At 66.2% G+C, this 24,376-nt stretch carries 23 protein-coding genes; 14 read left to right on the top strand and 9 right to left on the bottom strand.

What is annotated here, in order from left to right; genetic code table 11:
• Positions 1 to 9 precede the first annotated feature (9 nt).
• Positions 10 to 2,301, bottom strand: a complete 2,292-nt coding sequence (locus PKKP23_RS20365; RefSeq protein ID WP_126878189.1) for an NADP-dependent malic enzyme — start codon at positions 2,299 to 2,301, stop codon at positions 10 to 12.
• Between the two features lie 274 nt (positions 2,302 to 2,575).
• Positions 2,576 to 3,865: an MFS transporter gene (locus PKKP23_RS20360; RefSeq protein WP_126878188.1), complete on the bottom strand. Its 1,290-nt coding sequence runs from the start codon at positions 3,863 to 3,865 to the stop codon at positions 2,576 to 2,578.
• A 365-nt stretch (positions 3,866 to 4,230) separates the two neighbouring features.
• Between PKKP23_RS20360 and PKKP23_RS20355 the strand changes: the two genes are divergently transcribed.
• The 7 genes from PKKP23_RS20355 (at position 4,231) to PKKP23_RS20325 (ending at position 12,180) form a co-directional block, all read left to right on the top strand.
• A complete protein-coding gene (locus PKKP23_RS20355) occupies positions 4,231 to 4,917 on the top strand; it encodes an orotate phosphoribosyltransferase (RefSeq protein WP_017772045.1) in 687 nt (228 codons plus the stop codon).
• Positions 4,918 to 5,146: 229 nt separating this feature from the next.
• Complete coding sequence (locus tag PKKP23_RS20350) at positions 5,147 to 5,743, top strand: YbhB/YbcL family Raf kinase inhibitor-like protein (protein ID WP_126878187.1); 597 nt, start codon at positions 5,147 to 5,149, stop codon at positions 5,741 to 5,743.
• Between the two features lie 231 nt (positions 5,744 to 5,974).
• Entirely contained in the window at positions 5,975 to 6,556 is a 582-nt protein-coding gene (locus tag PKKP23_RS20345; RefSeq protein WP_017772047.1) for a flavodoxin family protein, read from the top strand.
• A 341-nt stretch (positions 6,557 to 6,897) separates the two neighbouring features.
• A complete protein-coding gene (gene argC / locus PKKP23_RS20340; RefSeq protein WP_126878186.1) occupies positions 6,898 to 7,845 on the top strand; it encodes an N-acetyl-gamma-glutamyl-phosphate reductase in 948 nt (315 codons plus the stop codon).
• 526 nt (positions 7,846 to 8,371) lie between these two features.
• The gene (locus tag PKKP23_RS20335) at positions 8,372 to 9,715 is read left to right on the top strand and encodes a DUF2957 domain-containing protein (protein WP_126878185.1); all 1,344 of its coding nucleotides are present in this window, start codon (positions 8,372 to 8,374) and stop codon (positions 9,713 to 9,715) included.
• Between the two features lie 192 nt (positions 9,716 to 9,907).
• Entirely contained in the window at positions 9,908 to 11,155 is a 1,248-nt protein-coding gene (locus PKKP23_RS20330) for a DUF2957 domain-containing protein (RefSeq protein WP_126878184.1), read from the top strand.
• Positions 11,156 to 11,346: 191 nt separating this feature from the next.
• Positions 11,347 to 12,180, top strand: coding sequence for an OmpW/AlkL family protein (locus tag PKKP23_RS20325; protein ID WP_026120898.1), 834 nt, complete (start codon positions 11,347 to 11,349; stop codon positions 12,178 to 12,180).
• Between the two features lie 300 nt (positions 12,181 to 12,480).
• Here PKKP23_RS20325 and PKKP23_RS20320 read toward each other — a convergent pair whose 3' ends face one another.
• Positions 12,481 to 13,395, bottom strand: coding sequence for a LysR family transcriptional regulator (locus PKKP23_RS20320; protein WP_126878183.1), 915 nt, complete (start codon positions 13,393 to 13,395; stop codon positions 12,481 to 12,483).
• Between the two features lie 93 nt (positions 13,396 to 13,488).
• Here PKKP23_RS20320 and PKKP23_RS20315 point away from each other — a divergent pair, with 93 nt between their 5' ends.
• Positions 13,489 to 14,778 (top strand): MFS transporter, encoded by a 1,290-nt coding sequence (locus tag PKKP23_RS20315; protein WP_126878182.1) that lies wholly within the window; start codon positions 13,489 to 13,491, stop codon positions 14,776 to 14,778.
• Positions 14,779 to 14,852: 74 nt separating this feature from the next.
• Here PKKP23_RS20315 and PKKP23_RS20310 read toward each other — a convergent pair whose 3' ends face one another.
• Complete coding sequence (locus PKKP23_RS20310) at positions 14,853 to 15,497, bottom strand: LysE family translocator (RefSeq protein WP_017772054.1); 645 nt, start codon at positions 15,495 to 15,497, stop codon at positions 14,853 to 14,855.
• 123 nt (positions 15,498 to 15,620) lie between these two features.
• A complete protein-coding gene (locus PKKP23_RS20305; RefSeq protein WP_267908978.1) occupies positions 15,621 to 16,583 on the bottom strand; it encodes an NAD(P)-dependent oxidoreductase in 963 nt (320 codons plus the stop codon).
• Here PKKP23_RS20305 and PKKP23_RS20300 point away from each other — a divergent pair.
• Positions 16,582 to 17,349, top strand: a complete 768-nt coding sequence (locus PKKP23_RS20300; protein WP_017772056.1) for a Mut7-C RNAse domain-containing protein — start codon at positions 16,582 to 16,584, stop codon at positions 17,347 to 17,349. The genes PKKP23_RS20305 and PKKP23_RS20300 overlap by 2 nt on opposite strands.
• A 138-nt stretch (positions 17,350 to 17,487) precedes the next feature.
• Here PKKP23_RS20300 and PKKP23_RS20295 read toward each other — a convergent pair whose 3' ends face one another.
• On the bottom strand, positions 17,488 to 17,700 hold the full coding sequence (locus PKKP23_RS20295; RefSeq protein ID WP_017772057.1) for a hypothetical protein: 213 nt from the start codon (positions 17,698 to 17,700) through the stop codon (positions 17,488 to 17,490).
• A 242-nt stretch (positions 17,701 to 17,942) separates the two neighbouring features.
• Between PKKP23_RS20295 and PKKP23_RS20290 the strand changes: the two genes are divergently transcribed.
• The 3 genes from PKKP23_RS20290 (at position 17,943) to PKKP23_RS20280 (ending at position 20,391) form a co-directional block, all read left to right on the top strand.
• Complete coding sequence (locus PKKP23_RS20290; RefSeq protein WP_240659074.1) at positions 17,943 to 18,896, top strand: DMT family transporter; 954 nt, start codon at positions 17,943 to 17,945, stop codon at positions 18,894 to 18,896.
• Between the two features lie 205 nt (positions 18,897 to 19,101).
• Positions 19,102 to 19,590, top strand: coding sequence for a hypothetical protein (locus PKKP23_RS20285; RefSeq protein WP_126878181.1), 489 nt, complete (start codon positions 19,102 to 19,104; stop codon positions 19,588 to 19,590).
• Between the two features lie 135 nt (positions 19,591 to 19,725).
• Entirely contained in the window at positions 19,726 to 20,391 is a 666-nt protein-coding gene (locus PKKP23_RS20280) for a DnaJ domain-containing protein (protein WP_126878180.1), read from the top strand.
• 38 nt (positions 20,392 to 20,429) lie between these two features.
• On the opposite strand, the gene PKKP23_RS20275 is transcribed toward PKKP23_RS20280, so the two are convergent.
• Positions 20,430 to 20,735, bottom strand: coding sequence for a hypothetical protein (locus PKKP23_RS20275; protein ID WP_017772061.1), 306 nt, complete (start codon positions 20,733 to 20,735; stop codon positions 20,430 to 20,432).
• 312 nt (positions 20,736 to 21,047) lie between these two features.
• On the opposite strand from PKKP23_RS20275, the gene PKKP23_RS34840 reads away from it, so the two are divergent.
• Together PKKP23_RS34840 and PKKP23_RS33780 are read left to right on the top strand one after the other, a co-directional pair.
• Positions 21,048 to 21,176 carry a hypothetical protein gene (locus PKKP23_RS34840; RefSeq protein WP_017772062.1) on the top strand — a complete coding sequence of 43 codons (129 nt, stop codon included), beginning with the start codon at positions 21,048 to 21,050 and terminating at the stop codon, positions 21,174 to 21,176.
• An 81-nt stretch (positions 21,177 to 21,257) separates the two neighbouring features.
• On the top strand, positions 21,258 to 21,605 hold the full coding sequence (locus PKKP23_RS33780) for a hypothetical protein (protein WP_161978123.1): 348 nt from the start codon (positions 21,258 to 21,260) through the stop codon (positions 21,603 to 21,605).
• Between the two features lie 129 nt (positions 21,606 to 21,734).
• Here the strand turns inward: PKKP23_RS33780 and copM are convergent, their stop codons facing one another.
• Together copM and PKKP23_RS20260 are read right to left on the bottom strand one after the other, a co-directional pair.
• Entirely contained in the window at positions 21,735 to 22,154 is a 420-nt protein-coding gene (gene copM, locus PKKP23_RS20265; RefSeq protein ID WP_020480651.1) for a CopM family metallochaperone, read from the bottom strand.
• A gap of 141 nt (positions 22,155 to 22,295) precedes the next feature.
• Entirely contained in the window at positions 22,296 to 24,323 is a 2,028-nt protein-coding gene (locus PKKP23_RS20260; protein WP_126878178.1) for a VTT domain-containing protein, read from the bottom strand.
• Between the last annotated feature and the right edge of the window lie 53 nt (positions 24,324 to 24,376).

Below are 24,376 nucleotides of genomic sequence, written 5' to 3'. Positions count from 1 at the left end.
GCCAGCGTGTTACCGCGCTGCCTGCTGCGCCTTGCCGACAGCAGCTTTGGCCGACGCCACCGCAGTCATGTTGATGATCCGGCGCACGGTCGCGGCCGGCGTCAGGATGTGCACGGGCCGGTTCGCACCCAGCAGGAACGGACCCACCGTCACGCCTTCGCCGCCAATCATCTTCAGCAGGTTGTACGTGATGTTCGCGGCTTCCACGTTCGGCATGATGAGCAGGTTCGCCTCGCCGGTGAGCGTCGTGCCCGGGAACGCCTGCTTGCGGATGACTTCGGAGAGCGCCGCGTCACCGTGCATTTCGCCGTCCACCTCCAGTTGCGGCGCGCGCGCGGCGATCAGCTGACGCGCCTTCGCCATACGCTGCGACGACGCCGACGGAATGCTGCCGAAGTTCGAGTTCGAGAGCAGCGCGACCTTCGGCACGATGCCGAACTTCTCGATCTCGCGCGCAGCGAGGATCGTCATGTCGGCGAGCTGTTCCGCGCTCGGCACTTCGTTCACGTAGGTGTCGCAGATGAAGAGGTTGCGGCCCGGCAGCATCAGCAGGTTCATCGCGGCGAAGTTCTCGGCGTCCGTCGCCTTGCCCAGCACCTGGTCGATGTACTTGAGGTGGCTGTCGAAGCTGTCGATCAGGCCGCAGATCATGCCGTCCGCGTCGCCGAGGCGCACCAGCATCGCGCCGATCAGCGTGTTGAACTTGCGCAGCGCGGCCTTGGCGCCTTCGGGCGTCACGCCGTCGCGCGCGCCGATCTCGTGGTAGGCCTGCCAGCACTGCTGGTAGCGCGGATCGTCTTCCGGATTCACGATCTCGAAGTCCTGACCGGCCTTGAGCTTCGAGCCCATCTTCTGCAGGCGCATCTCCACCACCGCCGGGCGGCCCACGATGATCGGCTTCGCAATCTTCTCGGTCAGCGCGAATTGCGCGGCGCGCAGCACGCGCTCGTCCTCGCCCTCGGCGAACACGATGCGCGCCTGGCTCGCCTTCGCAGCGGCGAACACGGGGCGCATCACCATGCCCGTGCGGTAGACGGTGGTGCCCAGTTCCTCGCGGTAGGCGTCCATGTCGGCGATGGGACGCGTCGCCACGCCCGAATCCATCGCGGCCTGCGCCACGGCCGGCGCGATCTTGATGATGAGGCGCGGATCGAACGGCTTCGGAATCAGATACTCCGGACCGAATTCGAGCGAGTGACCTTCGTAGGCCTTCGCCACTTCGTCGCCCTGATCGGTCTCTTCAGCCAGTTCCGCGATGGCGCGCACGCACGCCAGCTTCATCTCTTCGGTGATGGTCGTGGCGCCCACGTCCAGCGCGCCGCGGAAGATGAACGGGAAGCACAGCACGTTGTTGACCTGGTTCGGATAGTCCGAACGGCCCGTCGCGATGATCGCGTCCGGGCGCACCTTCTTCGCTTCTTCGGGGCGGATTTCCGGCTCGGGGTTCGCGAGCGCGAGAATCAGCGGCTGGTTCGCCATGTCCTTGACCATCTCCGGCTTCAGCACACCGGCGCTCGAACAGCCGAGGAACACGTCGGCCGACTTGATGGCGTCGGCCAGTGTGCGCGCGTCCGTAGTGGCCGCGTAGCGCGCCTTCGACGGGTCGAGGTTGCCGCGCCCTTCGTAGATCACGCCCTTCGAGTCCGCCACCAGCACGTTCTTCTTCGAAAGACCGAGCTTCACGAGCAGGTCCAGGCACGCAATGGCCGCCGCACCCGCGCCCGAGCACACCAGCTTCACTTCGTCGAGCTTCTTGCCTACCACCTTGAGCCCGTTCAGGATCGCGGCGGACGCGATGATGGCCGTGCCGTGCTGGTCATCGTGGAAGACGGGAATCTTCATGCGCTCGCGCAGCTTCTGCTCGATGTAGAAGCACTCGGGCGCCTTGATGTCTTCGAGGTTGATGCCGCCCAGCGTCGGTTCCAGCATCGCGATGGCCTCGACGAGCTTGTCCGGATCGGACTCGGAAAGTTCGATGTCGAACACGTCGATGCCGGCGAACTTCTTGAAGAGGCAGCCCTTGCCTTCCATCACCGGCTTCGCGGCGAGCGGTCCGATGTTGCCGAGACCCAGCACGGCCGTGCCGTTCGTGATCACGCCCACCAGATTGCCGCGCGAGGTGTACTTCTGCGCGTCGAGCGGATCGGCGTGGATCGCCTCGCACGCGGCCGCGACACCCGGCGAGTACGCGAGCGAGAGGTCCAGCTGGTTGGACAGCGGCTTCGTCGGCGTGACGGAGATCTTGCCGGGCTTCGGATTCTGGTGGTATGCGAGAGCGCTTTGCTTCAGTTGTTCGTCCATGTTTGACCTGACAGGCATTTTGAATTGGAACCGGCATCACGCGGCGCGTGCGTTTTCGTGGGCGATCGAAGGGTAGATCGATGGCGGCGGTTCTTGCCTGCGCCGGTTAGGCGGGACAACGAACCTCGACGCAAAACAAGGCACCGGGGATTTCAACGGGGCAGTTAGTGTACACCCCGCACGTTGAGCGACGAGGCCCTGCCCAAGCCCCGCAGACGAAGCGCCGCAGCCTTCGCGCATGCTGCGGCGCGGCATCCTGCGCACTCGCGCGCGCTCACTCCAGCGCAGCGCCTCGGCGTTCGGGAATCAGGAAAAGCGTGGCGAGAATGTCGAGCACGTAGATGGACGCGAGTACGCCGAGCGCAGCCGTGAACGAATAGCGCGCCGCGAGCGCGCCCACTGTCACGGGACCGAAGCCCCCCACCGCGCGGCCGATGTTGAACAGCACGTTCTGCGCGGTGGCGCGCGCCTCGGTGGGGTACAGCTCGGAAATCAGCGCCCCATAGCCGCCGATCATCCCGTTCACGAACGCGCCCATCACCATGCCGCCGACGAGCAGCGCGAACGGCGTCGCAAGCTGCGAGTAGACGAACACCATCGCCACGGCGCCGGCCTGGTAAAACAGGAACGCGGGCTTGCGGCCGAAGCGGTCCGCGGCCACGCCGAAGAGCCAGATGCCCGCGGCCATGCCGGCCACCGTCGCCGCGGTCCAGAGGCCGGACTTCGTGAGCGAATAGCCGAACGCTTTCGAGAGATAACCGGGCAGCCAAATCATGAGCCCGTAGTAGCCGAAGTTCTGCACGGAGCAGAGGATCACCACGCCGAGGCTCGTGCGGGCGGTGCGGGCGTCGGCGACGAGACGCCGGATCGGTGCGCGTGGCGCCGAGGCAGCGTCATGTCCGGCACCTTTGGCGCCTTCGGCACCTTCGGTACGTTGAGCATCTTTGGCACGTTCCGCGCGCTCGGTGAAGAGCAGCGGTTCCTCGACACGTCGGCGCACGAAGAACGACACCAGGGCGGGCAACAGGCCGACGGCGAACATCCCGCGCCAGCCGATCACAGGCAAGAGCAGTGGCGTGAGCAGCGCCGCGGCCAGCACGCCAAGCTGCCAGCCCAGCCCCACATACGACGACACGCGCGCCCGCTGTGCGGCAGGCCAGGCCTCGGCGACCAGCGTCATGCCAATACCGAACTCGCCGCCGAGGCCAATGCCGGCCATCGTCCGGTAGACGAGCAGGTCCGCGTAGCCTTGCGCGAGCGCGCACAGCCCCGTGAAGACGGCGAACACGAGGATCGTCCATGCGAGCACGCGCACGCGGCCAAAGTGGTCGCCCAGCATGCCGAAGATCACGCCGCCCGCCACTGCGCCTACGAGCGTCCACGTGACGAGCGAGCCGGCCTGGGTCGAACTCAGGTGCAGATCCATGGCGATGGCGGGCAGCATGAAGCCGAGGATCAGCAGGTCGAAGCCGTCCATGGCGTAGCCGAGCACCGAGGCAAGCAGCGCGCGGCCCGCGTAGCCGCGCCGCTGCACGGTTTCGGGAGGAGAGGAAACAGCGTTCATGTTGGCGCGCTCGCGGCGTTCGTTAGAGGGCTTGGCGGGATATCGCAGGGTTCGGCAGGGTTCGGCGGGGCGATCCCGAAATTCGCGTGAGTGTAAGGGCGTAGGGCGAGCGCTACAACGGGCCGCGCTCGTCGGCGCCACCCAAGTCGGGTAAAATGCCGGGCTACGCGCGCAGCAGGCTGGCCGGTGGCTCGCGGCCCCACTGTGCGCTCCGCCGTGGTGCCGGCGAACCCCGTCCTGACGGCAACGTCAGGAACGCCGAAGCCGCCGGAGTCCGCCGCCTGGTGAAGCTCCGCCGCCCGGGTCCCGCTGATCGCCACCCGGCCACGCGCATCATCTCCCGCTCACACCCAAGGATTCGCCCCATGACAGGCTACGATCGTCAGACGATCTCCGACACGACCGCGAAAATACTGCTCGAAGTGCAGGCCGTGCACTTCAACGCCGAAAAGCCGTTCATCTTCACGTCCGGCTGGGCGAGCCCGGTGTACATCGACTGCCGCAAGCTGATCTCGTATCCGCGCGTGCGCCGTGCCCTCATGGAGATGGCCGAAACCACCATCCTGCGCGACGTTGGCTTCGAGCAGATCGACGCCGTGGCCGGCGGCGAAACCGCCGGCATCCCGTTCGCCGCCTGGATCGCCGACCGCCTGATGCTGCCCATGCAGTACGTACGCAAGAAGCCGAAGGGCTTCGGGCGCAACGCGCAGATCGAAGGCTTCCTGGAAGAAGGTTCGCGCGTGCTGCTGGTGGAAGACCTGACCACCGACAGCCGCAGCAAGATCAACTTCATCAACGCGCTGCGCACGGCCGGCGCGAAGGTGAATCACTGCTTCGTGCTGTTCCACTACAACATCTTCAAGGAAAGCGTTTCGGTGCTGAAGGACATCGACGTCGACCTGCACGCGCTCGCCACGTGGTGGGACGTGCTGCGCGTCGCGAAGGAGTCCGGCTACTTCGAAACGAAGACGCTCGACGAAGTGGAGAAATTCCTGCACGCGCCGGCCGAGTGGTCGGCGGCGCACGGTGGCGCGACCGCGGCTCCGCAGTAATGCCCGCCACGCCGGGCGCGTGAGGGCCTGAGCGCCTAAGCGCCCCGCCCGTCCGCAGCGTAAAGAAAGCCATCTGTCCGCAGATGGCTTTTTTCTTTGGCCGATCTTCGCCTGAGCATGCCCGGCATATCGAACGGATTTCCCGCTTCGAGCGCAATCAAGCACAATCGGGCACAAAATAGGGAGATAGCGCAGCAGTACCCTCGCCTGTCAAAAGGAGAATCGGCTCATGCGTTGTCCCGACGTGTCGATGGCTTCGTTCCCTGTGCGAATCGCGCGGCATACCGTGCTCGCCGCCGCCCTCGCGCTCATGGGCGCCGCCGCGCCGCCGCTCCATGCCGCGGGTGCCTTCACTGTGGTCAGCACGGATCTGCAGGACGGCGGCAAGGTGAGCGACCCGCAGGTCTACGATCAGGACGACTGCAAGGGCGGCAACCGGTCGCCGCAGCTGTCATGGCGCAATGCGCCGTCCGGCACGCGCAGCTTCGCCATCACGATGTTCGACGTCGATGCGCCGGGCCGCGGCTGGTGGCATTGGGCGGTGGCCGGCATTCCGGCCGGCATCGACCACGTGCCGGCGAACGCCAGCGCGTCCGGCTATCTGAAGAAGCTCGGCGCCGTCGAGGCGCGCAACGACTACGACACGGACGGCTACGGCGGCCCCTGCCCGCCGGCCGGCAAGCCGCACCGCTACGTGGTGTCGGTCTACGCGCTCGGCACCACGAACCTGCGGCTCGCCACCGGCCGCCCCGCGATCATGTTCGATCACGAGATCGGCACGGCAACGCTGGGAGTGGCGAAGATGACGGTCACCTACGGGCGATAGGGCGTCCACGCCGGCGCGGACAGCAAGCAGGCGCGGCACGTGCGGCACGCCTGCGCCCATTACCCCCTGAACGGAAATTCAGTCCTTCCCACGCGCACCGTGCATCGTGCGCAGCCGCTACACGAGAAAGTGCTTAAATGTCGGCGGCGCCGCAACGCACGATCCACGCGGCAAGCCTTCATCCCCGGACAGCCGGATTCCCCCGTTTCCCTTTGAAAAATGGAGCGCTCCATGTCGAAGATTGTCATCGTTTATCACAGCGGCTACGGCCACACGAAGAAGCTCGCCGAAGCGGTTCTGGCCGGCATGACGGACGCGGGCGCGGACGCGAAGCTGTTCGCGGTCGGCGAGCTGGACGACGCGGCGTGGGGCGAACTGGATGCCGCCGACGCCATCGTCTTCGGCGCGCCCACCTACATGGGCGGCCCCTCGGCGGACTTCAAGAAGTTCGCGGACGCCACGTCGAAGCCGTGGTTCACGCAGAAGTGGAAGGACAAGATCGCCGCCGGCTTCACCAACTCCGCCACGATGAACGGCGACAAGTTCTCGACCATCCAGTACTTCGTCACGCTCGCCATGCAGCACAGCATGATCTGGACGGGCACGGGCATCATGCCGTCGAACACGAAGGCCGCCACGCGCAACGACCTCAACTACGTGGGCGGCTTCACCGGGCTGCTCGGGCAGTCGCCGGCCGACGCGTCGCCCGAAGAGGCGCCGCCCCAGGGCGATCTCGAAACGGCGAAGGTGTTCGGCGCCCGCGTGGCCGCCGTGACGGCGCGCTGGAACGCGGGACGCGAAGGGTCGGCGTAAGGTTTTTTCGCTTCGTCTCGCTGCGTCTCGCTTCAAAAGCGTGAGCAAGGCGTCGGGGTGCCCACGGCGGGGCGCCCCGCTTTGCCCTCTGAGCCCAGCGCACTCTTCGCGCCCCTGCGCGCCCTCTCCGCCCACCCTCCGCGCCTACCCACGTCATCCGCACGTCACCATCGTCGCGCAAGGTGCGGAAAATGCGGGCTTTTCTCCTGCAACGCCGCACGCTCGCAGCCATGAGGTCTTAAAATGGCGTTCCGGCGCGAAACCGGCGCCGCACCGAACCGGCGCCTTCGGTTCGCGGGCCGGCTCCACAGCACCGAATCACCCGTTTCAGCGAGACAGCGATGAGCACCAAAGTTTTTGTCGACGGACAGGAAGGCACCACCGGCCTGAAGATCTTCGAATACCTGTCGCAACGTAGCGACGTGGAAGTCCTGCGCATCGAAGAAGCGAAGCGCAAAGACGTCGAAGAGCGCCGTCGTCTCATCAATGCCTCGGATGTCACGTTCCTGTGCCTGCCCGACGCGGCCTCGCGCGAGTCGGTCACGCTCGTCGACAACAGCCGCACCGTCGTGATCGACGCGAGCACCGCGTTCCGCACGAGCCCCGACTGGGTCTATGGCGTGCCCGAACTCACGCGCGGCCAGCGCGAGCGTGTGCGCGGCGCGAAGCGCATCGCGGTGCCGGGCTGCCACGCGTCGGCATTCGTGCTGGCCATGCGGCCCCTCGTCGAGGCGGGCGTGGTCGCGCCCGAGTTCGCGGCGCACAGCTACTCCATCACGGGCTACAGCGGCGGCGGCAAGAAGATGATTGCCGACTACGAAGCGGGCAACAACGCGAAGCTGAACAGCCCGCGGCCCTACGCGCTCGGCCTCGGCCACAAGCATCTGCCGGAGATGGCGGCGCACACCGGCCTGAAGTCGGCACCCGTGTTCACGCCAATAGTGGGCAACTTCTTCAAGGGCCTCGCCGTCACGACGTACTTCTCGCCGCAGCATCTGGCCAAGCGCGCCACCCCGCAGGACGTGCAGGCGCTGCTCGCCGAGTTCTACGCGGGCGAAGCGTTCGTGCGCGTGGCGCCGTTCAACGCGGACGAGAACCTCGACGCCGGCTTCTTCGACGTGCAGGCCACCAACGACACCAATCGCGTGGACCTCTTCGTGTTCGGTACCGAAGAGCGCTTCGTGACCGTCGCGCGTCTCGACAACCTGGGCAAGGGCGCGTCAGGCGCCGCCATCCAGTGCATGAACCTCGCCATCGGCGCGCCGGAAGACACCGGATTGAAACGCTGATAGCACAGGCGGTCCATCCCACGAAGCCGGCTTTCATCCAGCCGGCTTCTTTTTTTCAAACGCCTGTACGTGCGATGACACGGCAGCACCTCACCAGAAATGCGAGCCCCCCGCACCGCCCGTTGCACCCTTTAAAAGCCGCCCGAATAACGAGAAAAGCGCGCAGCTATTGGGAATTTCCATATAGACGGGAAATTTTTCTTGCTTCTATTGCTAAAACGGCATTGATTTCCGCATAGGGAATTCACGTATTTTTGTGCGAACGACCGTTCCGGCAGGATGACGCGATTTGGCCGCCGGCGCCGCACAGCAAGGCCTTGGCGATGTTGCGCCGCACGCGCAACACAATCTGTGTCCTGCCGTAAACCCGTGTTCCGTTTAAAAGGGCGGCGAGCCTCGCCACAAGGCGGCATCGGCGAATAAAACGCTGTTTGAATCGACTTTTTTAGACGGTTCTTTCAATTGACAGCCATAAAGAGCCCGGCGAAATTACACCGCACAATTAAACGAGATCAGGGAGACAACAATGTCGCACACCGTTTCGGTGGGACTGGCGCTGGCCATCGCCACTGCACCCTTGCTGATTGCTTGCGGCGGCGGAAAGGCTGATGCACCAGGCGCCATCAACGTTCCTCAATGCTCGGGCGCCAGTTGCGGCGTTCAGGGCCCGCCCGCGCAAGGCGCCGGCGCCGCGGCGCTGTGCCCGGCCACCGGCGACATCGGCAGCTCGACGTATCTGGGCGGCGCCGGCAGCGGTGAGATCGTGAGTCTCAACATCAACGCCACCGCGATGACCTACACGCTCAAGTGGTGGGAGTCGCCCATTCCGCTCACCACCGGTACCGTGTCGCCAACGCGCGCAGGCGTGACGATCACCGGCAACGTTGCGCATCCGCCCACCGGCACGCTGCCTACCGCCGAACAAACGCGTTGCGCCTTCATTCTCGAACCCGGCAGCGGCACGGCGCCTGGCGGCGGTACCTACAGCACCGCCGCGAGCTTCAACACGAGCAATCCGCCGATGGTGCTGGTGGGCCTCGGCGTGGCGGGCGGCGGCATTCCGGGCGCGACGGTGCAGTTCAGCGGCGTGAGCATCCTTGGGCTCGGTACCGGCGTCGGCCAGGTGCCGAATCGCCAATTCGACTTCTATCCGTTCCTCGGTTTCGCGAGCACGACGACGGACATCTCGAAACTGCCCGGCACGTATAACGGGCTGCTCTATCACATCACGCCGTCGGGCAATTACCTCACGGCGGGCGCGAACTCGACCGAAACGTTCGACGCCAACGGCGCCTGCACGTCGGCCACCCGCTGCCTCACCACAGGCAACCCGTGGACCGCGGGCAGCAACGGCTACTTCACCAGCACGCAGGCTCCGCAGATCAGCGCGCAGACGCTGCCGCTCGGCATTTCGGCGAGCGCGCACATGGTGCTCGGCCAGGTCAACGGCGCCACCGTGCCGCTCGTCGTGCGCACCGGCAACGTGAACCTCAGCGCGCTGCAGGCCGACGACGAATCGGGCATCGCGCTGCTCGCGAAGAACACGGCGATTGCATCGGGCGGCTTCGACGGCGGCTACGTAGGCGCCGACTCGAACTTCAAGTACACGGCCACCCTCATCCAGGGCGGCGTGGGCACGTTCATCAACCCGACCACGGCGGCCAACGAAGATGGTTTCGCGCTCAACTACGGCCTCTCGACGCCCGGCCTCATCGGCGTGACGGACACGCGCGGCCAGAGCGGTTTCGCGATCGCCTCGGGCGGTTTGTACGCCATCCTGATCAACGACACCATGAACGGCGGCCTCGCCTCAGGCGGCACGTGGTCGAGCAATCCGTACTTCGGTGTGGGCGCACAGATCAGCAAGTGAGTTGAGGAGGAACGGCAGCATCGAAAGGAAGCACACACCTCGCGCCCCCGCGAGACGCACGACGCACCCCAGCAGCAGAACCATAAAAGCAGCACAAAAAACGCAGCACCGGCAACACCGTTAGAGAACGAGACGAAGCGCGGCTGGACAGGGAGCTGGCCGCTCACAACGAAAAGATCATGGAGGGGCGGTATGAACTGGAAGACCTTTGCGGCGGCCGTTATCGCGGCGCCGATACTCGCGGCATGCGGCGGCGGTGGCGGCACGTCGGCGCCGCCGCCGGAAGTGCGGCTGTGTCCCGCATCGCTCGACTACAACACGGTCTACACGGGCGGTGGCGGCGACGGCGAACTCGTCAAGCTGCAACTCGACACGACGAAGATGACCTGGCAGGTGACCTACGTCGAGTCGCCGATCCCGCAGACTACGGGCACCGTTTCGCCCACGCGCGCCGGCACGTCGCAAAGCGGCACGATCACGCAGGAGACGGCGCTGCCCACGCAGAAGCTCAACCAGTGCGCGTTCCGTCTGAACGGCGCGAGTCTCGATCCGAACCGTCCGGCGCGCATCTTCGTCGGCTTCGGCGTGGCGGGCGGCACGATTCCGGGCAAGGAGATCCAGTTCGGCGGCATCCTCGGCGAAGGGGCCGTGCCCGACACGACGTTCCCGTACTACCCGTTCATCGGTTTCTCGTCGCTCGAGACGAACATCGCGAACGTGGCCGGCACCTATAACCAGCTCGGCTATCACCAGGTGCCGTCGCAGAACTTCCTGCCGGTGGTGGTGGATTCGAAGATCACCATCAACGCGGACGGCACGTGGACCGAGTGCGACAACACCGGCGTCAACGCCGGCACGTGTCAGCAGCCGGGAACGAACTTCGTGCAGTCGGCAGACGGCAGCGGCGCGTTCGAAACGGACAAGTTCCAGGGCCAGGCCAAGCCGACGCTCGCCACGACGCCGTACGCCAAGGGCTTCATGATCGTCGGCAAGCTGCGCAATCAGTTGGTGCCGATTCTCGTGCGCACGGGCGTGGCCAACTCCACGCTCACGCCGAATCCGCAGAACGGCATCTCCGGCCCCGTCGCCGACGACGAATCGGGCATCTCGATTCTCGCGCCGCAAACGGCCATCGCGCAGGGCTCGCAGGACGGCGAATACATCGGCGTGGATAGCGCGTTCAACTACCGCACCACGGCGATCGCCGGCACGCAGGCCACGCTGCTCGATCCGTTCCAGCCGTCGCAGGCGTCGCTCGCCACTGCGCTCAACCTGAGCTACGCGGAAGCGGTGCCGGGCGTCGTGACCTCGGTGCATGCAGATGCCGCGGCGGGCACTGCGCCCACCGGCAAGTTCATCTTCTCGGGCGGCGTGTTCGGCTTCCTCGACATGACGAACGCGTCGTCGCCGTACTTCACCATCGGCGCCTTCGTCCAGTAATGGACGAGGCGCACACCGAGACAACGGAACGAGGCGGCCGCTTCCGCCCGCGCCCCTCAGCCGCGCAGCCGGTACCTCCGGTACACGCGACGAGGGGTGTGGGCGCGACGCACGACGCAGCGGGCGGCCACGCCCGTTGCGCCGTAGCGCGAAGCAGGCTTGCCCGCTGAAGGGAAGCAGGGAGAGAAAACATGCACAGCACCTTGAGACCCGCGTTGGCGGCGCTCGCGCTTTGCGCGTGTGCCAGCGCGTACGCACAGAAGGCCGGCGACGACGTCGTGTCGCTCGGCTGGTTCCACATCATGCCGCAGCAGTCGAGCCAGCCGCTCACCACGCACGTGGCGCCCACGCCGATCAACACGCCGTTGCGGCTGCCGTCGTCGTTCACGTCGTCGGGCACAGGGCTCGCCTCGAACAAGGCGGATACCCTCGGGCTCGTCTTCAGCCACTTCCTCACGGACAACATCGCGATCACGAGCGTGGCGGGCGTGCCGCCGACGTTCAAGATCTACGGCCACGGCACCATCAAGCCGCCGGGGCCGGCGGGCGCACTCGGCAGCCAGGACATCGGGCAGGCGGGCGTCAATCCGATCGTGAAGAGCGTGCGGCAGTGGAGCCCGGCGCTGTTGTTCCAGTACTACTTCGCGTCGTCGACGTCGAAGTTCCGGCCGTTCATCGGCGTGGGCGTGTCGTACAACTTCTTCACCAACCTCGAACTGAATCCGAACTTCGTGCAGTCGACGCAGCAGAATCTGGGCGCCATTCTCGCCGCGGGCGCGGGCAAGCCGGGGCAGACGCGAGTGGAGGCGAAGGCGTCGTCGTCCTGGGCGCCGGTGTTCAACGCGGGCGCCGTGTACAACATCAACGAACATTGGGGCGTGACGGCCTCGGTGACTTACATCCCGTTGAAGACGACGTCGTCGGTGATCATCAAGGCGGCGGACGGCACGCAACTGGCCGTGACGCAATCGGAGCTGAAGGCCGATCCGATCATCACGTATCTGGCGCTGTCGTATCGGTTCTGAGATTGGATGCGAGACGCTGGAGCGTTGGGAACGGCATGCGTCTGTGATGCTGGCCGGGATTGCCAGGGCAAAAAAAAGCCCGCCTTGTTTGGCGGGCTGAATCCATATCAGAGGAGACATGGAGGAGACAGTTCCAACTATAGCAAAACGCTTGGTGCGACGCAACATGAAAATGCGGGCAATCCCCAATTGTTGTCGTCGAGCAACAGCGAATCGAACGGTTTGAGCGACAGCCACCCTCTCCCGCCTTTATGCCGCCCGGAGGATTCGCCGGACGGCCGCCCACCTTGATCGCGCCGCCTACTTCGCGGCCGCAATGCCGTTGGCCACGAGCGTCTCGACCAGCGCCTCGCGCAGCAGACCGACGGCACGCGCGAGGCGCCCCGGCAGCGCGCCATGCACCAGCCACACGTTGACGTCGGACCGGAAGTCCGTGGTCTCCACCACCCTGAGCCGATCTCGGTGCGGCGACCGCTCCAGCCGGTCCGGCGGCACGATGCCGATGCCCAGCCCGCGCGCCACCAACGAAAGCTGCAGGTCCGAGCCGAATGCCTCGACGGCCACATTGAACGGCAGTCCGCCCGCCGCCAGCGCCCGCGAGAGCGCGGATCGCATGCCACAGCCGTCCTGATTCAGCACCCACGCGTAGCGCGACAGTTCGGCGAGCGCCACCGGCGTATCCGGCAAGTCCAGCGAGCGCGGCGCCACCACGACGGTGGACAGGCACGCAAGCCGTGTCGACACCACGGTGTCCGGCAGCGCCACGTTGGACGGCATCAGCACGACAGCGGCGTCTGCCGACGCCCGCTCCACGCTCTGCAACAGCCCGGGCGACCATGCCGCCGTGACCCGCAAGGTGAGTTTCGGGAACGCGCTGCGCAACCGGTCCACGGGCTCTTCCAGCGCGAATTCCGAGAGAAACGGGGGCACGCCGAGCCTCAGCTCGCCAGCCGGCTCGCTGTCGGGTGAAGTGAGCGCTAACAGGTCGTCGACGGCGCCCAGCACGTTGCGCGCGAGCGCATACACCTCACGCCCAGCGGCCGTCGGCTTGAGCGGCTTCGCCTGACGATCGAGCAGCGGCATGCCCAGCGTGGTTTCCAGGTTCTGCACGCGACGCGTGAGACCCGGCTGCGTCAGATGCAACGTCTGCGCGGCACGCACCATCGAGCCGCTATCCACCACCGCCACGAAAGCCTGAAGGTCACGGGTATTCAAAACAATCTCGCATAAAGATTATCGACATATTTCAATTGTCGCATAGCACAGCGGTTCGTACGATGAGCGGACATTGCTTCTGGAGCCATCTGGATGAATTCTTCCGCCAACGCCGGCACAAACGCCAACGCCTCCTGCGCCGCCGCCGTCCCATGCGAGGCCGACGTCGCACAAAGCGCCGCCGCGCCCACGGGCCTTTCCACGCCGCTCATGCTGTTCTTCTCGGCGGCGGTAGGCATCATCGTGGTCGATCTGTTTGCGGCGCAGCCGCTCACCGGCACGATCGCCGATTCGCTGCGTCTGCCGGCCTCGCTCGCGGGGCTCGTCGCCATGCTGCCGCAGCTCGGGTACGCCGCCGGGCTCGTGCTGCTCGTTCCGTTGTGCGACCTCGTGGAAAACCGGCGCCTGATCGTGCGCACGCTCGCTGCCTGCGCCGCGTTCCTCGCCGTGCCCATGTTCACGCGCTCCGGCCCGCTCTTTCTCGTCGCCATTTTCCTGGCCGGCGCGGCATCGAGCGTGATCCAGATGCTCGTACCGATGGCCGCGTCGATGGCGCCCGAGCATCAACGCGGCCGGGCGGTGGGCAACGTGATGAGCGGACTGATGGTGGGGATTCTGCTGTCGCGGCCGCTGGCCAGCGTCATAGCCGGTTCGGTGAGCTGGCGCGGCTTCTACGGCGTCGCAGCAGCAGCCGACGCGCTGCTCGCCCTGCTGCTGAGCCTGCGGCTGCCGGTGCGCCGTCCGCAGCCCGCCACCCGTTATGTCGCTCTGCTGGGCTCGCTCTGGACGCTGCTGCGCACGGAGCCGGTCCTGCAACGGCGGTCGCTCTCCGCCGCGCTGGTGATGGGCGCGTTCAGCGCGTTCTGGACCGCCATCGGCCTGCGGCTCGCGCAACCGCCTTTCAGCCTCGGCCTGCACGGCATCGCGCTTTTCGCGCTGGCGGGCGCGACTGGCGCGATCGTCACGCCGCTCGCCGGTCGGGCGGGCGACCGTGGCATCGGCAATGCCGTGCTTTTGCGCGGCCACCTCGCCATGCTCGTGGCGATCCTTGCAATGGGCGTGGCGGGCGCGGGCTGGCTCGGCTTCGCGCCGACCGCGCATCCCGGGCTTGCCCTGACCTTGCTGGTAGCGAGCGCCGCCACGCTGGACGCCGGCGTGGTCATCGATCAAACGTTGGGCCGGCGCTCGATCAATCTCATGAATCCGGCCGCGCGCGGACGTCTGAACGGAATCTTCGTGGGGATGTTCTTCGTGGGTGGCGCGCTGGGCGCGGTGCTCTCAGGGGCGGCCTGGAGCCTGGCCGGGTGGGACGGCGTCTGCGCGGTGTGCTTCGTCTTCACGGACGCCGCATTTCTGCTCGGCGTGGTGAGGGGCGCGGACTAAGCCGACGCGGGAGTTAGGCGCAACGCGGGATGGCGCGCGGCGGCTGGCACCAGCCGCGCGATGCCCGTGGTCGTTCAATGCCGCACGAGCGCCATCATCGCGCCGAATCCGACGAATACGCCGCCCGTCAGCCGGTTGAACGCCTTCGCCACGCTCTTGCTGCGCAGCCGCTCGCCGATGCGCGTGCCGAAGCCCGCGTAGATCAGATACCAGCCCACCTCGATCACGGCGATCGTCGCGACGAGAACGACGAACTGCGGCAGTGCGGGCCGGCTCGCGTCGATGAATTGCGGCAGCAGCGCCGCCGCAAACAGAATCGCCTTCGGATTGCTGCTCGCCACCAGAAAGCCGTTGCGAAAGAGCGAAAACGCCGAGCGGCGCAGCAGCGCCGACGAAGCCTCGGCGTCCGCTGCGGCCATTTCACGCACCTCGGCCGCCGGCGCACGCCACGCCTTGATGCCGAGCCAGACCAGGTAGGCCGCGCCCGCGAGCCGCAGCGCGTTGAACATGGTGGGCCACGCCTGCAGGAACACGCCAAGACCCGCCGCCGATATCGACGCCATCAGCATGATGCCCGTGAGGCACCCCGCCATCGTCGCGCTCGAACGGCGCAGTCCATAACGTGCGCCGTGCGTCATCACGAGCAGCATATTCGGACCGGGAATGGCGGAAACGACGAAGACTGTGGCAACCAGCAGCCACCAGGTGTGCAGGCTCATTCGAACTTCCTCAGGGGCGGGGCGCCAGCCGTGAACGCGAAAACCGACACAGAACCGGCGCAGAACAGGGAAGCCATTATGCCCGTCCGCGCACTCCTTTTGCGAGTAGCGGCGCCCGTCGAGTCAGCGTCCCGCTCGGCGGGCCGCCACCTTGCCCAGCACGGCGAAGTCACGCTCGCCGTCGCCGTGCGCAACGGCTTCGATCAGGCTGTCGCGCAGCACGCTCGCCATCGGCAAGGGGGTGGACGTGGCATCCGCCGCAGCCAGCGCGAGCCGCACGTCCTTGAGGCCCAGTCGTGCCTTGAAGAGCGCCGGCTCGTAGCGCTGCTCCGCGATCATCCGGCCATAGCCCTGATACACGGGACCGGGAAACGGCCCGCTCGTCACGACGTCGAGAAAGTCCTGCATCGACACGCCATGCCCGCCCAGCAGCGCCGACGCCTCACCCAGCGCCTCCACTGCCGAAGCCAGCATGAAGTTGGCCGCGAGTTTCATCACGTTCGCCTGCTGCGGCAGCGAGCCGATGCGCCACGTCTTCTGACCCACCGCATCGAGCACCGGCTGCACGCGATCGACTGCCTCTGCCGCACCGGCCGCCATGATCGTGAGCTTGCCGGCCGCTGCCACATCAGGGCGACCGAGCACCGGCGCGGCCACGTAGTGCAGGCCACGCTCTTCGTGCATGCGCGCCACCGTCTGCGCGAGGGCAACGGAAATCGTCGCCATGTTGACGTGCACGAGGCCGCGCGGTGCGCGCTCGATCAATGCGGCATCGAAGACTTCGGCCACTGCCGCATCGTCGGCGAGCATGGAAAACACGGCGTCGCCGGCCATGGCGTCGGCGGGCGTTTCGACAATGCGCGCGCCGGCATCCGCAAGCGGCAACGCGCGCTCGCGGGTACGGTTCCACACGCGCACGCTGTGGCCCGCTTTCAGAATGTTTGCAACCATCGCGGCGCCCATTTCGCCGAGACCGATAAAGCCGATATCCATCCTTGCTCTCCTCGTGCAGCCAAACCGGCAGTAAAGCACAGCCTCGTGACAGGCGCAGGCATGCCGGCAGCGCCGGTGCCATACTTGCCGCATGGTCACGGCGACATTCCGCTTCTATGAAGAGCTGAACGACTTTCTCGCGCCGTCGCTGCGGCGGCACGAGTTCAGCTGTGCGTGCGCACGGGCCGCCACGGCCAAGCACATGATCGAGGCACTGGGCGTGCCGCATACGGAAGTCGAGCTGATTCTGGTGAACGGCGAGTCCGTGGGCTTCGATTACCCGCTCGCCGAGGGCGACCGCGTGGCGGTCTATCCGAAGTTCGAGTCCGTCGACATCCAGCCGCTGCTGCGCGTGCGCGCGGCACCGCTACGCGTGACGCGTTTCATCGCCGATGCACACCTGGGCGGCCTCGCCCAACTGCTGCGGCTCGCGGGCTTCGACACGCTTTACGACAACGGCTTTCCAGACGACGAAATCGAAGCGCTCGCCGCAAGCGAAAACCGCATCGTGCTCACGCGCGACCGCGAGTTGCTGAAGCGGCGCACCATCACGCACGGCTGCTACGTACGCGCGCTCAAGCCGAAGGACCAGTTGCGCGAAGTGTTCGACCGGCTCGACCTCGCCGCGAGTGCGCATCCGTTCCGGCTCTGTCTCACGTGCAACGCGCCGCTGCGGCGCATCGCGAAACACGAAGTGGGCGAACGCGCGCCGCCGGGCGTGCTTGCGCGCCACACGCAGTTCGTGACCTGCGATGTCTGTCGGCGCGTGTTCTGGGAAGGCACGCACTGGCAGCGCATGCGCGCGCTCATGGACAGCGTGACGAGGCCATCGGCGGATAGTGGCCTTACGGCGGACTGAATGCCGGCTGGAATGCCAGCGTGGCGGCCCAAACCCCGAACCGATGGAGCGGACAAAAGAAAAAGGCCAAAGCGTTGCCGCTCTGGCCTTCCTGCTGCTGCGGGCGCTGCATGCGTCCGCACAGGCGCGCCGGGCAGCTTACTGCTGCGTGCCCTTGTCGGCGGTGCCGGCAGCCGATGCGGCTTCCTGAACCTTGGCACGCTTGCCGTGGTGCTTCAGCACCTTGTGGTGCTTCTTCGCCGGTGCGCTGGCAGCCGTGGCGGGCGCGGCACCCGATGCGTCCTGAGCAAAAGCCTGAACGGAGATGAGCGCGACGGAGGCGGTAACGAGCGAGGCAATGATCTTCTTCATATTGGTGTTCCCCAAACCGGAAATGATTTGATAAATCGACGTAAAAAGAATAACTGCTTCAATTGGACATCTGCACAACCGGCAAAGCGACACGCGGTATTGCGGCGCTCGCTTCCCGCGGGGCAGTATCACGCAGCGTAGGGCGTTTGTCATCCGGCAACAGGGATGATGTATTTTTCCGTCCACACCGTGCCTTTCTGTCGCCTTACAGAATAACTCGTACTTAAAAGAGAAACTTTCGCGTGAATTCTCCTGCCCGTAAACATCTGCGCGCGAACCTCCTGATGCTCGGCGCCGCGATGATCTGGGGCTCGGCGTTCGTCGCCCAGCGCATCAGCCTCGACGCCGTCGGTCCCTTCCTCTTTACAGGATTGCGTTTCCTGCTGGGCGCAGGCGTAGTGCTCGCGCTCGTCGGCATGCTGCACCTTTCGCCAGCCGGCCCGCGCGCCACATGGGGCGCCGATCGCCCGGCGCTCGTGCGCGACGGCGCATTGCTCGGCCTCACGCTCGCGGTGGCGATCTCGCTGCAACAGATCGGCCTGCGCTACACGAAGGTGGCCAACGCCGGCTTCATCAGTTCGCTCTACGTGGTGATCGTGCCGATGATGGGTGTGCTGTTTCGTCATCGCACGGGCATGGGCACGTGGCTGGGCGCGACGCTCGCGGCCGTTGGCCTTTACTTGCTCAGCATCAACGAACACTTCGAGGTGATGACGGGCGACTGGTATCAGTTGGGCGGAGCGCTCGCTATCTCCGCGCAGGTCATGCTGGTGGGCCGCTTCGCGCGACGGCACGATCCGCTCATGCTCGCGCTCGTGCAGTTCGTCACGTGCGGCGTGCTATGCCTTGCTGTCGCGTTCGCATACGAGCCCGTGCGTTTAGCCGATATCGCGCGCGCCGCGCCGACCATTCTGTATGGCGGCGCGCTTTCAGTGGGCATCGCGTACACGATCCAGGTGATCGCACAAAAAGATGCCGCGCCCGCGCACGCCGCCGTGATCTTCAGCATGGAAGGCGTGTTCGCCGCGCTCGCGGGCTGGATCGTGCTGGGCGAGACGCTCGGCGCCCGCGCGCTCACGGGCTGCGCGCTGATGCTCGCGGGGCTGATCGTGTGCCAGGTGATGCCCGCGCGATGGCCGCGGTCATCCGGCCGGCGCGGCTCCGGACTCGGACGCGAATCCAGATCCGAAGCCTGACTCGAACGCAGTTGAGCGGGTGCAACGACGTGCCGCGCTTACCCATGCTTACCCACGCGTGTCCACGCGTACCCACGCTCGCGCCAGCACCACACCGTGTAAGAAACGGGGAGATGAGGTAATCCATCGTGCGCGGGCGTTCGTCTATCGTGTTTCCCAAGCCGGCGGGCCACGTGCCGGCGTCGAACGACGGGAGAACACGAAAGTGAAGAAACGCCTGATTTCCGCGGCTGCAATTGCGACGCTAGTGCTCGCATTGCCGGCCGCCTTCGCGCAAGACAGCTCACCGGATACAGCTCAACACGCGGACGCGGATACGCAGGGCGTACCGGGTTGGTCGGCGCGCCTCCCCGCGCATTTGCCCCCTCCTCCGGCCGGCGCCGACTTCGCGGTCGTCAACGATCTCGAGCAACTGCATCGCCTTTACGCGATGTCGGGACGCGAGAGCCAGATCGTGGCCGTCTACCACGAGGTGTTGAACCGGACTCAGGACCCGATACTGCGCCACTACGTCTACGACTCGCTCGCGCGCATCCAGCTGAAGCCGGCCAACGTCGATCAGGCAATCGCAACGCTTCATACGAGCCTGAACGAAGATCTCGTCGCCTTGAACCGGGTGCCCCACGTCGCCACGCCGCCGGGCATGCCCGGCGCTCCCGGCGTGCGGGAACAGGCGCCCGCCTCGCCCGAATAAGTTCGCCTCGCATCGGCTGCCTGCCGCGCGTTACAGCGTGCACCACCGCCGCTGCGCGACCATAAGTGCGCCGCCGAACTGCTGTCGTCTTCCTGTGCCAGGATAGTGCTCAAACCGGCACGGAATGGAAGCAGGATGGCGACCTTATACGAACTGCTGGGCGTTGCCGACAACGCCTCCGAAGACGAGATCAAGCGCGCGTACCGCAAGGCCGCAATGAAGTGGCACCCCGACCGCAACGCCGGTCGAGAGGACGCTGCGCGCGCCGCATTCCAGGAGATCAAGGACGCGTACGCGATTCTCTCGGACGCGCATCAACGCGCCGTCTACGATGCCGTGTTTGCCGAAGAAATGCGCCGCTGGCAGAGCGAGCAAGAGAAACGCGAGCAGGAGCGCGCGGAACGTGAAGCCGCCGAACAGGCCGCGGCCGAAGCCCGATACAGGGAGAACGTCGCGCTCGCGATGCGCTTCGCCGACGCGGGATACAACTGTGACGTCCTGCTCGGCGTACTACTGGGTCGAGACTGCGACGAAGAAGTCGCCGGCCGTATCGCCGATAGTGTCTACGCGTTGCAGCAGGCGCGTCGCGCCGAAACGGCAACCGAAGAAGACGTGAGGGCCTCAGACGAGGCCATGCCGCACGACAAGGCAAGTCCCGGCCGCAACGACAAAGACCACGATAAAGACCACGACAACGCCGCTACACCCGCCCACGACGCGCCTTCAGCCGAGCCACACGAAGAACGTCACACCCGCCTCTTCGATACGCTGTGGCGCGGCTTCTTTGGTCTGCGATCCTGACGAATCACGAAGGATCACGACCGCTGTCCATCCGGCGCTCAGTCGCCGCCCCACCCGCGGCGTTCGCGCCATTCACGCTCGCGCCACTGATGCTCCCGCCATTCGTGGCGGCGCCATTCGCGTTCGCGCCAGTCGTCGCCGTACATGACCGCCACAGGCGGCGCGCCATAGACGACGGGCGGCGGCGCATACGCCACCGGCGGCGGTGCCACATACACCGGTTCTGCGGGCACGTAGGCCGGCACGCCAAGCCCGATCGCCACGTCGACGTGAGCCGACGCCACCGACGATGCCACCAGCGCCGCTACACCCAACGCCGCACCGACAACGAATTTGCTGTTCATGATCTTCTCCGTGGCTGCCTGTGGTGACTGGCGCCGCCGCTGCCGCCAGCTATTTGCCTGTTGTTGATTGATACGTCCGCGTTCGAACGGACCATGACCGTGGGGAATACGGCTCGAAGTGTAGAAGCGCCGCGCGACGCGAGGTGAAACAGCTCTATGAGATAGGTAACACCGCGTAACCGCACACGCGGCTCCGTACTCGCACGACAGCATTTATGCGACACGTTTGGTTACACACAAACACACGAGTAATGTCGCCGCTCAATAAAGTGCGCTCACGACCAACCACTCAGACCCACGAAGAGGTGTGTCATGAAGAAGATCATCGCACTCGCACTACTCGCTCTCACGCTCGGCAGCCTGCTTGGCGGCTGCATCGTCGTGCCCGCGGGCGACGGCTACTACTACCACCATCACCACGACTACTACGACCGCTACTGACGCGAAGCGCCCGCTCGCGTGCACATGCACTGAAGTGAGCGGAACGATCAATGGCTCTGCGCGAAAGAAGGGAGAAAGAACATGAACGCGACATACAAACGACTGATTGCTGCCACGCTCGTTGCAGGTACCAGCGTCGGTCTATCGACCGCGGCGGTGGCAGGCGTCGACATCGGCGTGAACATCGGCACGCCCGCGCCCATCTACGCGCCACCGCCTCCGCCGCCCGTGTATGAGCCACCTCCGCCCGCCGTCGTCATCGCACCGGGCTGGTACGGCGACCGCTATTACGACGGGCATCGCTACTGGGAACGCCGCGAGTGGGAAGAGCGGCATCACGAATGGCGCGACGCCGGCGACCGCCACCGGCCCGACGAATGGCATCGCGGCGACGACGGGCATGGCCGCGACTGGCATCACGATCATTGATTCGCCCGCACCGAATGAACCGCCTCACGCGGGCCGACACGCGTGAGGCGTGCGCCATCACAGCGCCGTCCGACGCTTACTGTGCGGAGTCACTGTGCGGAGTCACTGCGCGGGAATCGCTGTGCAGAATCACTGCGCAGGATGCTTCGCCTGCCAGCGCCTCATGAATGCGATCTCTTCGCGCTGCGCCTTCACGATGTTGCTCGCCAGCCGCTTCAACTCCGGATCTTTGCCGTACTTGAGTTCGACCTTCGCCATGTCGATGGCGCCCTGGTGGTGCGGGATCATGTGGGCCACGAAGTCCCTGTCGGCGTCGCCTGTGTAGGGGGCGTCCATGTCCTTCATCATTTTCTGGTCGGCACCTTTGAAGGCCTGCGTCGAAGCGCCCCCATCCGCCTGCATGCCCGACATACCCGCCGTACCCGACGAGGGCGACATGCTCATGCCCGGCATCGAAGCACTGTTCTGCGCCAGCGCAGGCGCAGCCGCGAGACCGAGCGCCAGGCCAAGACACACGACCGAGGAACAGACACCGAAGAACTTGCGCATAGCGAATCTCCTTTCCTTTGAATGAGTACTTCGAGAACCCGATTGCGATAGGCAAACTACCTGCGCGAACCGCGTGCCCGCTATCGTGGGGCTTCCCACGACGGGAAGGTCAAACGCGCTGATGAGCCAACGGCGAACGCACTAGCGGGAAGCGGCAGCGAGAAGCGTGACCGTAACGCCATCGCACGAACGGCGGCCGATCACCGCAACGGCCGGCGCCCCAACCAGCGTACTGCTCACGTCGGCCATCGCGCCGTGCCGGTCCACGCGCAGCACGTTGACCGGCCACGCTGGGCGAAGCAGCTGCTCGCGCACCACCATGCCGGTCCAAAGCGGCGCGGGTGGACCGCTCTTCGGATCGGCAATGGCGTACCCCGCGGGCCACAGCCGCAGCACGAAGCGCTCCGCCGGCACGGCGCCCGCTCGCGCGAATACGAGTGGCGAAGGCGTGCCGTTGTCGAGCTTGGGCAAGACCGGAAGCGCCATGGCCGACACGTTGGGCGCCACGAGCGAGAAAATCGTGCGCGCCGACAACTGCACACCCGGCAACCAGCCCTGAGCGCGCAGCGCAGTGTCGATCTGGGCGGCGCTCGCGGACCACTGCACCGACAGCGGCTCCTTCCGGTCGCCTTCCAGGTCGGTGCGCCAGCAAGGCAACTGGCGCCATGCGGTATCCATCCACGTCCGCTGCGAAATGACGGTGGACGGCTGAGCGAGGCCCTCCCTTGTGGGCAGCGCGGGCTCGCCCCCACCTCCACCGCCGGCTGCGAGCTGCAGCGCCACCGCCGCGCCGGTCACACCGAGCACCGCCGCGGGATAGAGCGGCGGCAGCTTCGGCGGCATGGGGTTTCGCCAGGTCAATTCAAGCGCCAGCGCCACGAGCCAGGCAGAAGCGAGCGCCGCGCCCGCAATCGCGTCCGAGAACCAGAACCGCCCCAGGTACAGGCCCGCCAGTGCGATCAGCACGACGATCACCATGCTCGACGTCACGGCAATGGCCCGCGTCGCACCCCGCGCACGGCGCGCAAACAGAAACGCAAGAAAGCCATAGACGATCACGGACGCCGCGACGTGATCGCTCGGAAACGCGTACGCCTGCGCCCCGGCCGCAGCAGGCGCCGCGCGGTGAATGGCGAGCCGAACCACGAGAATCACCGCCTGCGAAAACACCGCCGCGGCGAGCCAGTAGCCGAGCGCGCGCCAGCGTCTCTCCCAGGCAAGCAGCACGGCGACAACGGCAACCAGTGCGCCGAGCGTCACGACGCTGCCGAGCGTCGCGATCCCCGCGAACGCCGCATCGCTCCACGGCGTACGCACCGACGCCAGAAAACGGTAGACCGCGCCGTCGACATGAACGAGCGGGTCGCCTTGCAGCACGTCCTGCATCACGGCGAGAAACACCCAGCCCGCGCCAAGCACCACCGCCGACATCGCCACGGTGATGCGCGCCGCAGGCTCCTCCGGATCGAGTATCCGGCGCGCGACGCGGCCCGCGCGGCCCGGATGCCGGCTCGCCCAGCGCGTGAGCGACTCCCGCCCTTCGTCCACGAGGCTCCCTGCGTGCAGGAACAGCAAACGCGCGAAGCGATACCCCAGCCAGCCGATGCCCACCAGCAACACGATGACGACCACGAGCCGGAACGACACTGCGCCCGCGAGCTGCACCGACGCACCGAACACGGCGCCCGGCAGGATGTGCGCCGGCGCCCAGAGCAGCGCGGAGAGCACGTTCATTAGATAGAAACGGCCCGCGGACATGCCGAGCATGCCCGCCACCACCGGCACCACCGCGCGGATCGGCCCGACGAAGCGCGCAAGCAGAATGCTCTTCGCCCCGTGTCGCGAGAGAAAGTCCCGCCCCTTCTCCAGCAGTTGCGGATGACGGCGGAACGGCCACACGCGAGGCATCTGTTCGCGGAAGCGGGCGCCGAGCCAATAGCAGATGCCGTCGCCTGCAACCGCGCCCACCACCGCGCAGGCCAGCACCGCGGCCAGGTTCAGCGAACCCGCGCCGGCGAGCGCGCCCGCGAGGAAGATCACGGTGCTGCCGGGCACGAAGGTGCCCACCACGGCGACCGCCTCGAGAAACGCCGCCAGAAAAACGATAGTGAGCGTCCAGCCCGGATGGCTGGCAAGGTGAGCCCAAAGGTGGAGAAAGAGGTGCTCCATGGGCCGTCATGATGCCCGAGATCGAGGGCACGCATGGCTAGCCGGGGGCGCAT

The organism is Paraburkholderia kururiensis JCM 10599 = LMG 19447 (genome assembly GCF_003986935.1).
GTDB classification, from domain to species: domain Bacteria; phylum Pseudomonadota; class Gammaproteobacteria; order Burkholderiales; family Burkholderiaceae; genus Paraburkholderia; species Paraburkholderia kururiensis.
This window is presented reverse-complemented; position numbering and strand designations above follow the sequence as displayed.

Excerpts from the sequence above, each read along its gene's own strand:
- PKKP23_RS20365 (WP_126878189.1), bottom strand. The coding sequence starts at position 2,301 with ATGGACGAACAACTGAAGCAAAGCGCTCTCGCATACCACCAGAATCCG.
- PKKP23_RS20360 (WP_126878188.1), bottom strand. The coding sequence starts at position 3,865 with ATGAACGCTGTTTCCTCTCCTCCCGAAACCGTGCAGCGGCGCGGCTAC.
- PKKP23_RS20355 (WP_017772045.1), top strand. The coding sequence starts at position 4,231 with ATGACAGGCTACGATCGTCAGACGATCTCCGACACGACCGCGAAAATA.
- PKKP23_RS20350 (WP_126878187.1), top strand. The coding sequence starts at position 5,147 with ATGCGTTGTCCCGACGTGTCGATGGCTTCGTTCCCTGTGCGAATCGCG.
- PKKP23_RS20345 (WP_017772047.1), top strand. The coding sequence starts at position 5,975 with ATGTCGAAGATTGTCATCGTTTATCACAGCGGCTACGGCCACACGAAG.
- argC (WP_126878186.1), top strand. The coding sequence starts at position 6,898 with ATGAGCACCAAAGTTTTTGTCGACGGACAGGAAGGCACCACCGGCCTG.
- PKKP23_RS20335 (WP_126878185.1), top strand. The coding sequence starts at position 8,372 with ATGTCGCACACCGTTTCGGTGGGACTGGCGCTGGCCATCGCCACTGCA.
- PKKP23_RS20330 (WP_126878184.1), top strand. The coding sequence starts at position 9,908 with ATGAACTGGAAGACCTTTGCGGCGGCCGTTATCGCGGCGCCGATACTC.
- PKKP23_RS20325 (WP_026120898.1), top strand. The coding sequence starts at position 11,347 with ATGCACAGCACCTTGAGACCCGCGTTGGCGGCGCTCGCGCTTTGCGCG.
- PKKP23_RS20315 (WP_126878182.1), top strand. The coding sequence starts at position 13,489 with ATGAATTCTTCCGCCAACGCCGGCACAAACGCCAACGCCTCCTGCGCC.
- PKKP23_RS20310 (WP_017772054.1), bottom strand. The coding sequence starts at position 15,497 with ATGAGCCTGCACACCTGGTGGCTGCTGGTTGCCACAGTCTTCGTCGTT.
- PKKP23_RS20300 (WP_017772056.1), top strand. The coding sequence starts at position 16,582 with ATGGTCACGGCGACATTCCGCTTCTATGAAGAGCTGAACGACTTTCTC.
- PKKP23_RS20305 (WP_267908978.1), bottom strand. The coding sequence starts at position 16,583 with ATGCGGCAAGTATGGCACCGGCGCTGCCGGCATGCCTGCGCCTGTCAC.
- PKKP23_RS20295 (WP_017772057.1), bottom strand. The coding sequence starts at position 17,700 with ATGAAGAAGATCATTGCCTCGCTCGTTACCGCCTCCGTCGCGCTCATC.
- PKKP23_RS20280 (WP_126878180.1), top strand. The coding sequence starts at position 19,726 with ATGGCGACCTTATACGAACTGCTGGGCGTTGCCGACAACGCCTCCGAA.
- PKKP23_RS20275 (WP_017772061.1), bottom strand. The coding sequence starts at position 20,735 with ATGAACAGCAAATTCGTTGTCGGTGCGGCGTTGGGTGTAGCGGCGCTG.
- PKKP23_RS34840 (WP_017772062.1), top strand. The coding sequence starts at position 21,048 with ATGAAGAAGATCATCGCACTCGCACTACTCGCTCTCACGCTCGGCAGC.
- PKKP23_RS33780 (WP_161978123.1), top strand. The coding sequence starts at position 21,258 with ATGAACGCGACATACAAACGACTGATTGCTGCCACGCTCGTTGCAGGT.
- copM (WP_020480651.1), bottom strand. The coding sequence starts at position 22,154 with ATGCGCAAGTTCTTCGGTGTCTGTTCCTCGGTCGTGTGTCTTGGCCTG.
- PKKP23_RS20260 (WP_126878178.1), bottom strand. The coding sequence starts at position 24,323 with ATGGAGCACCTCTTTCTCCACCTTTGGGCTCACCTTGCCAGCCATCCG.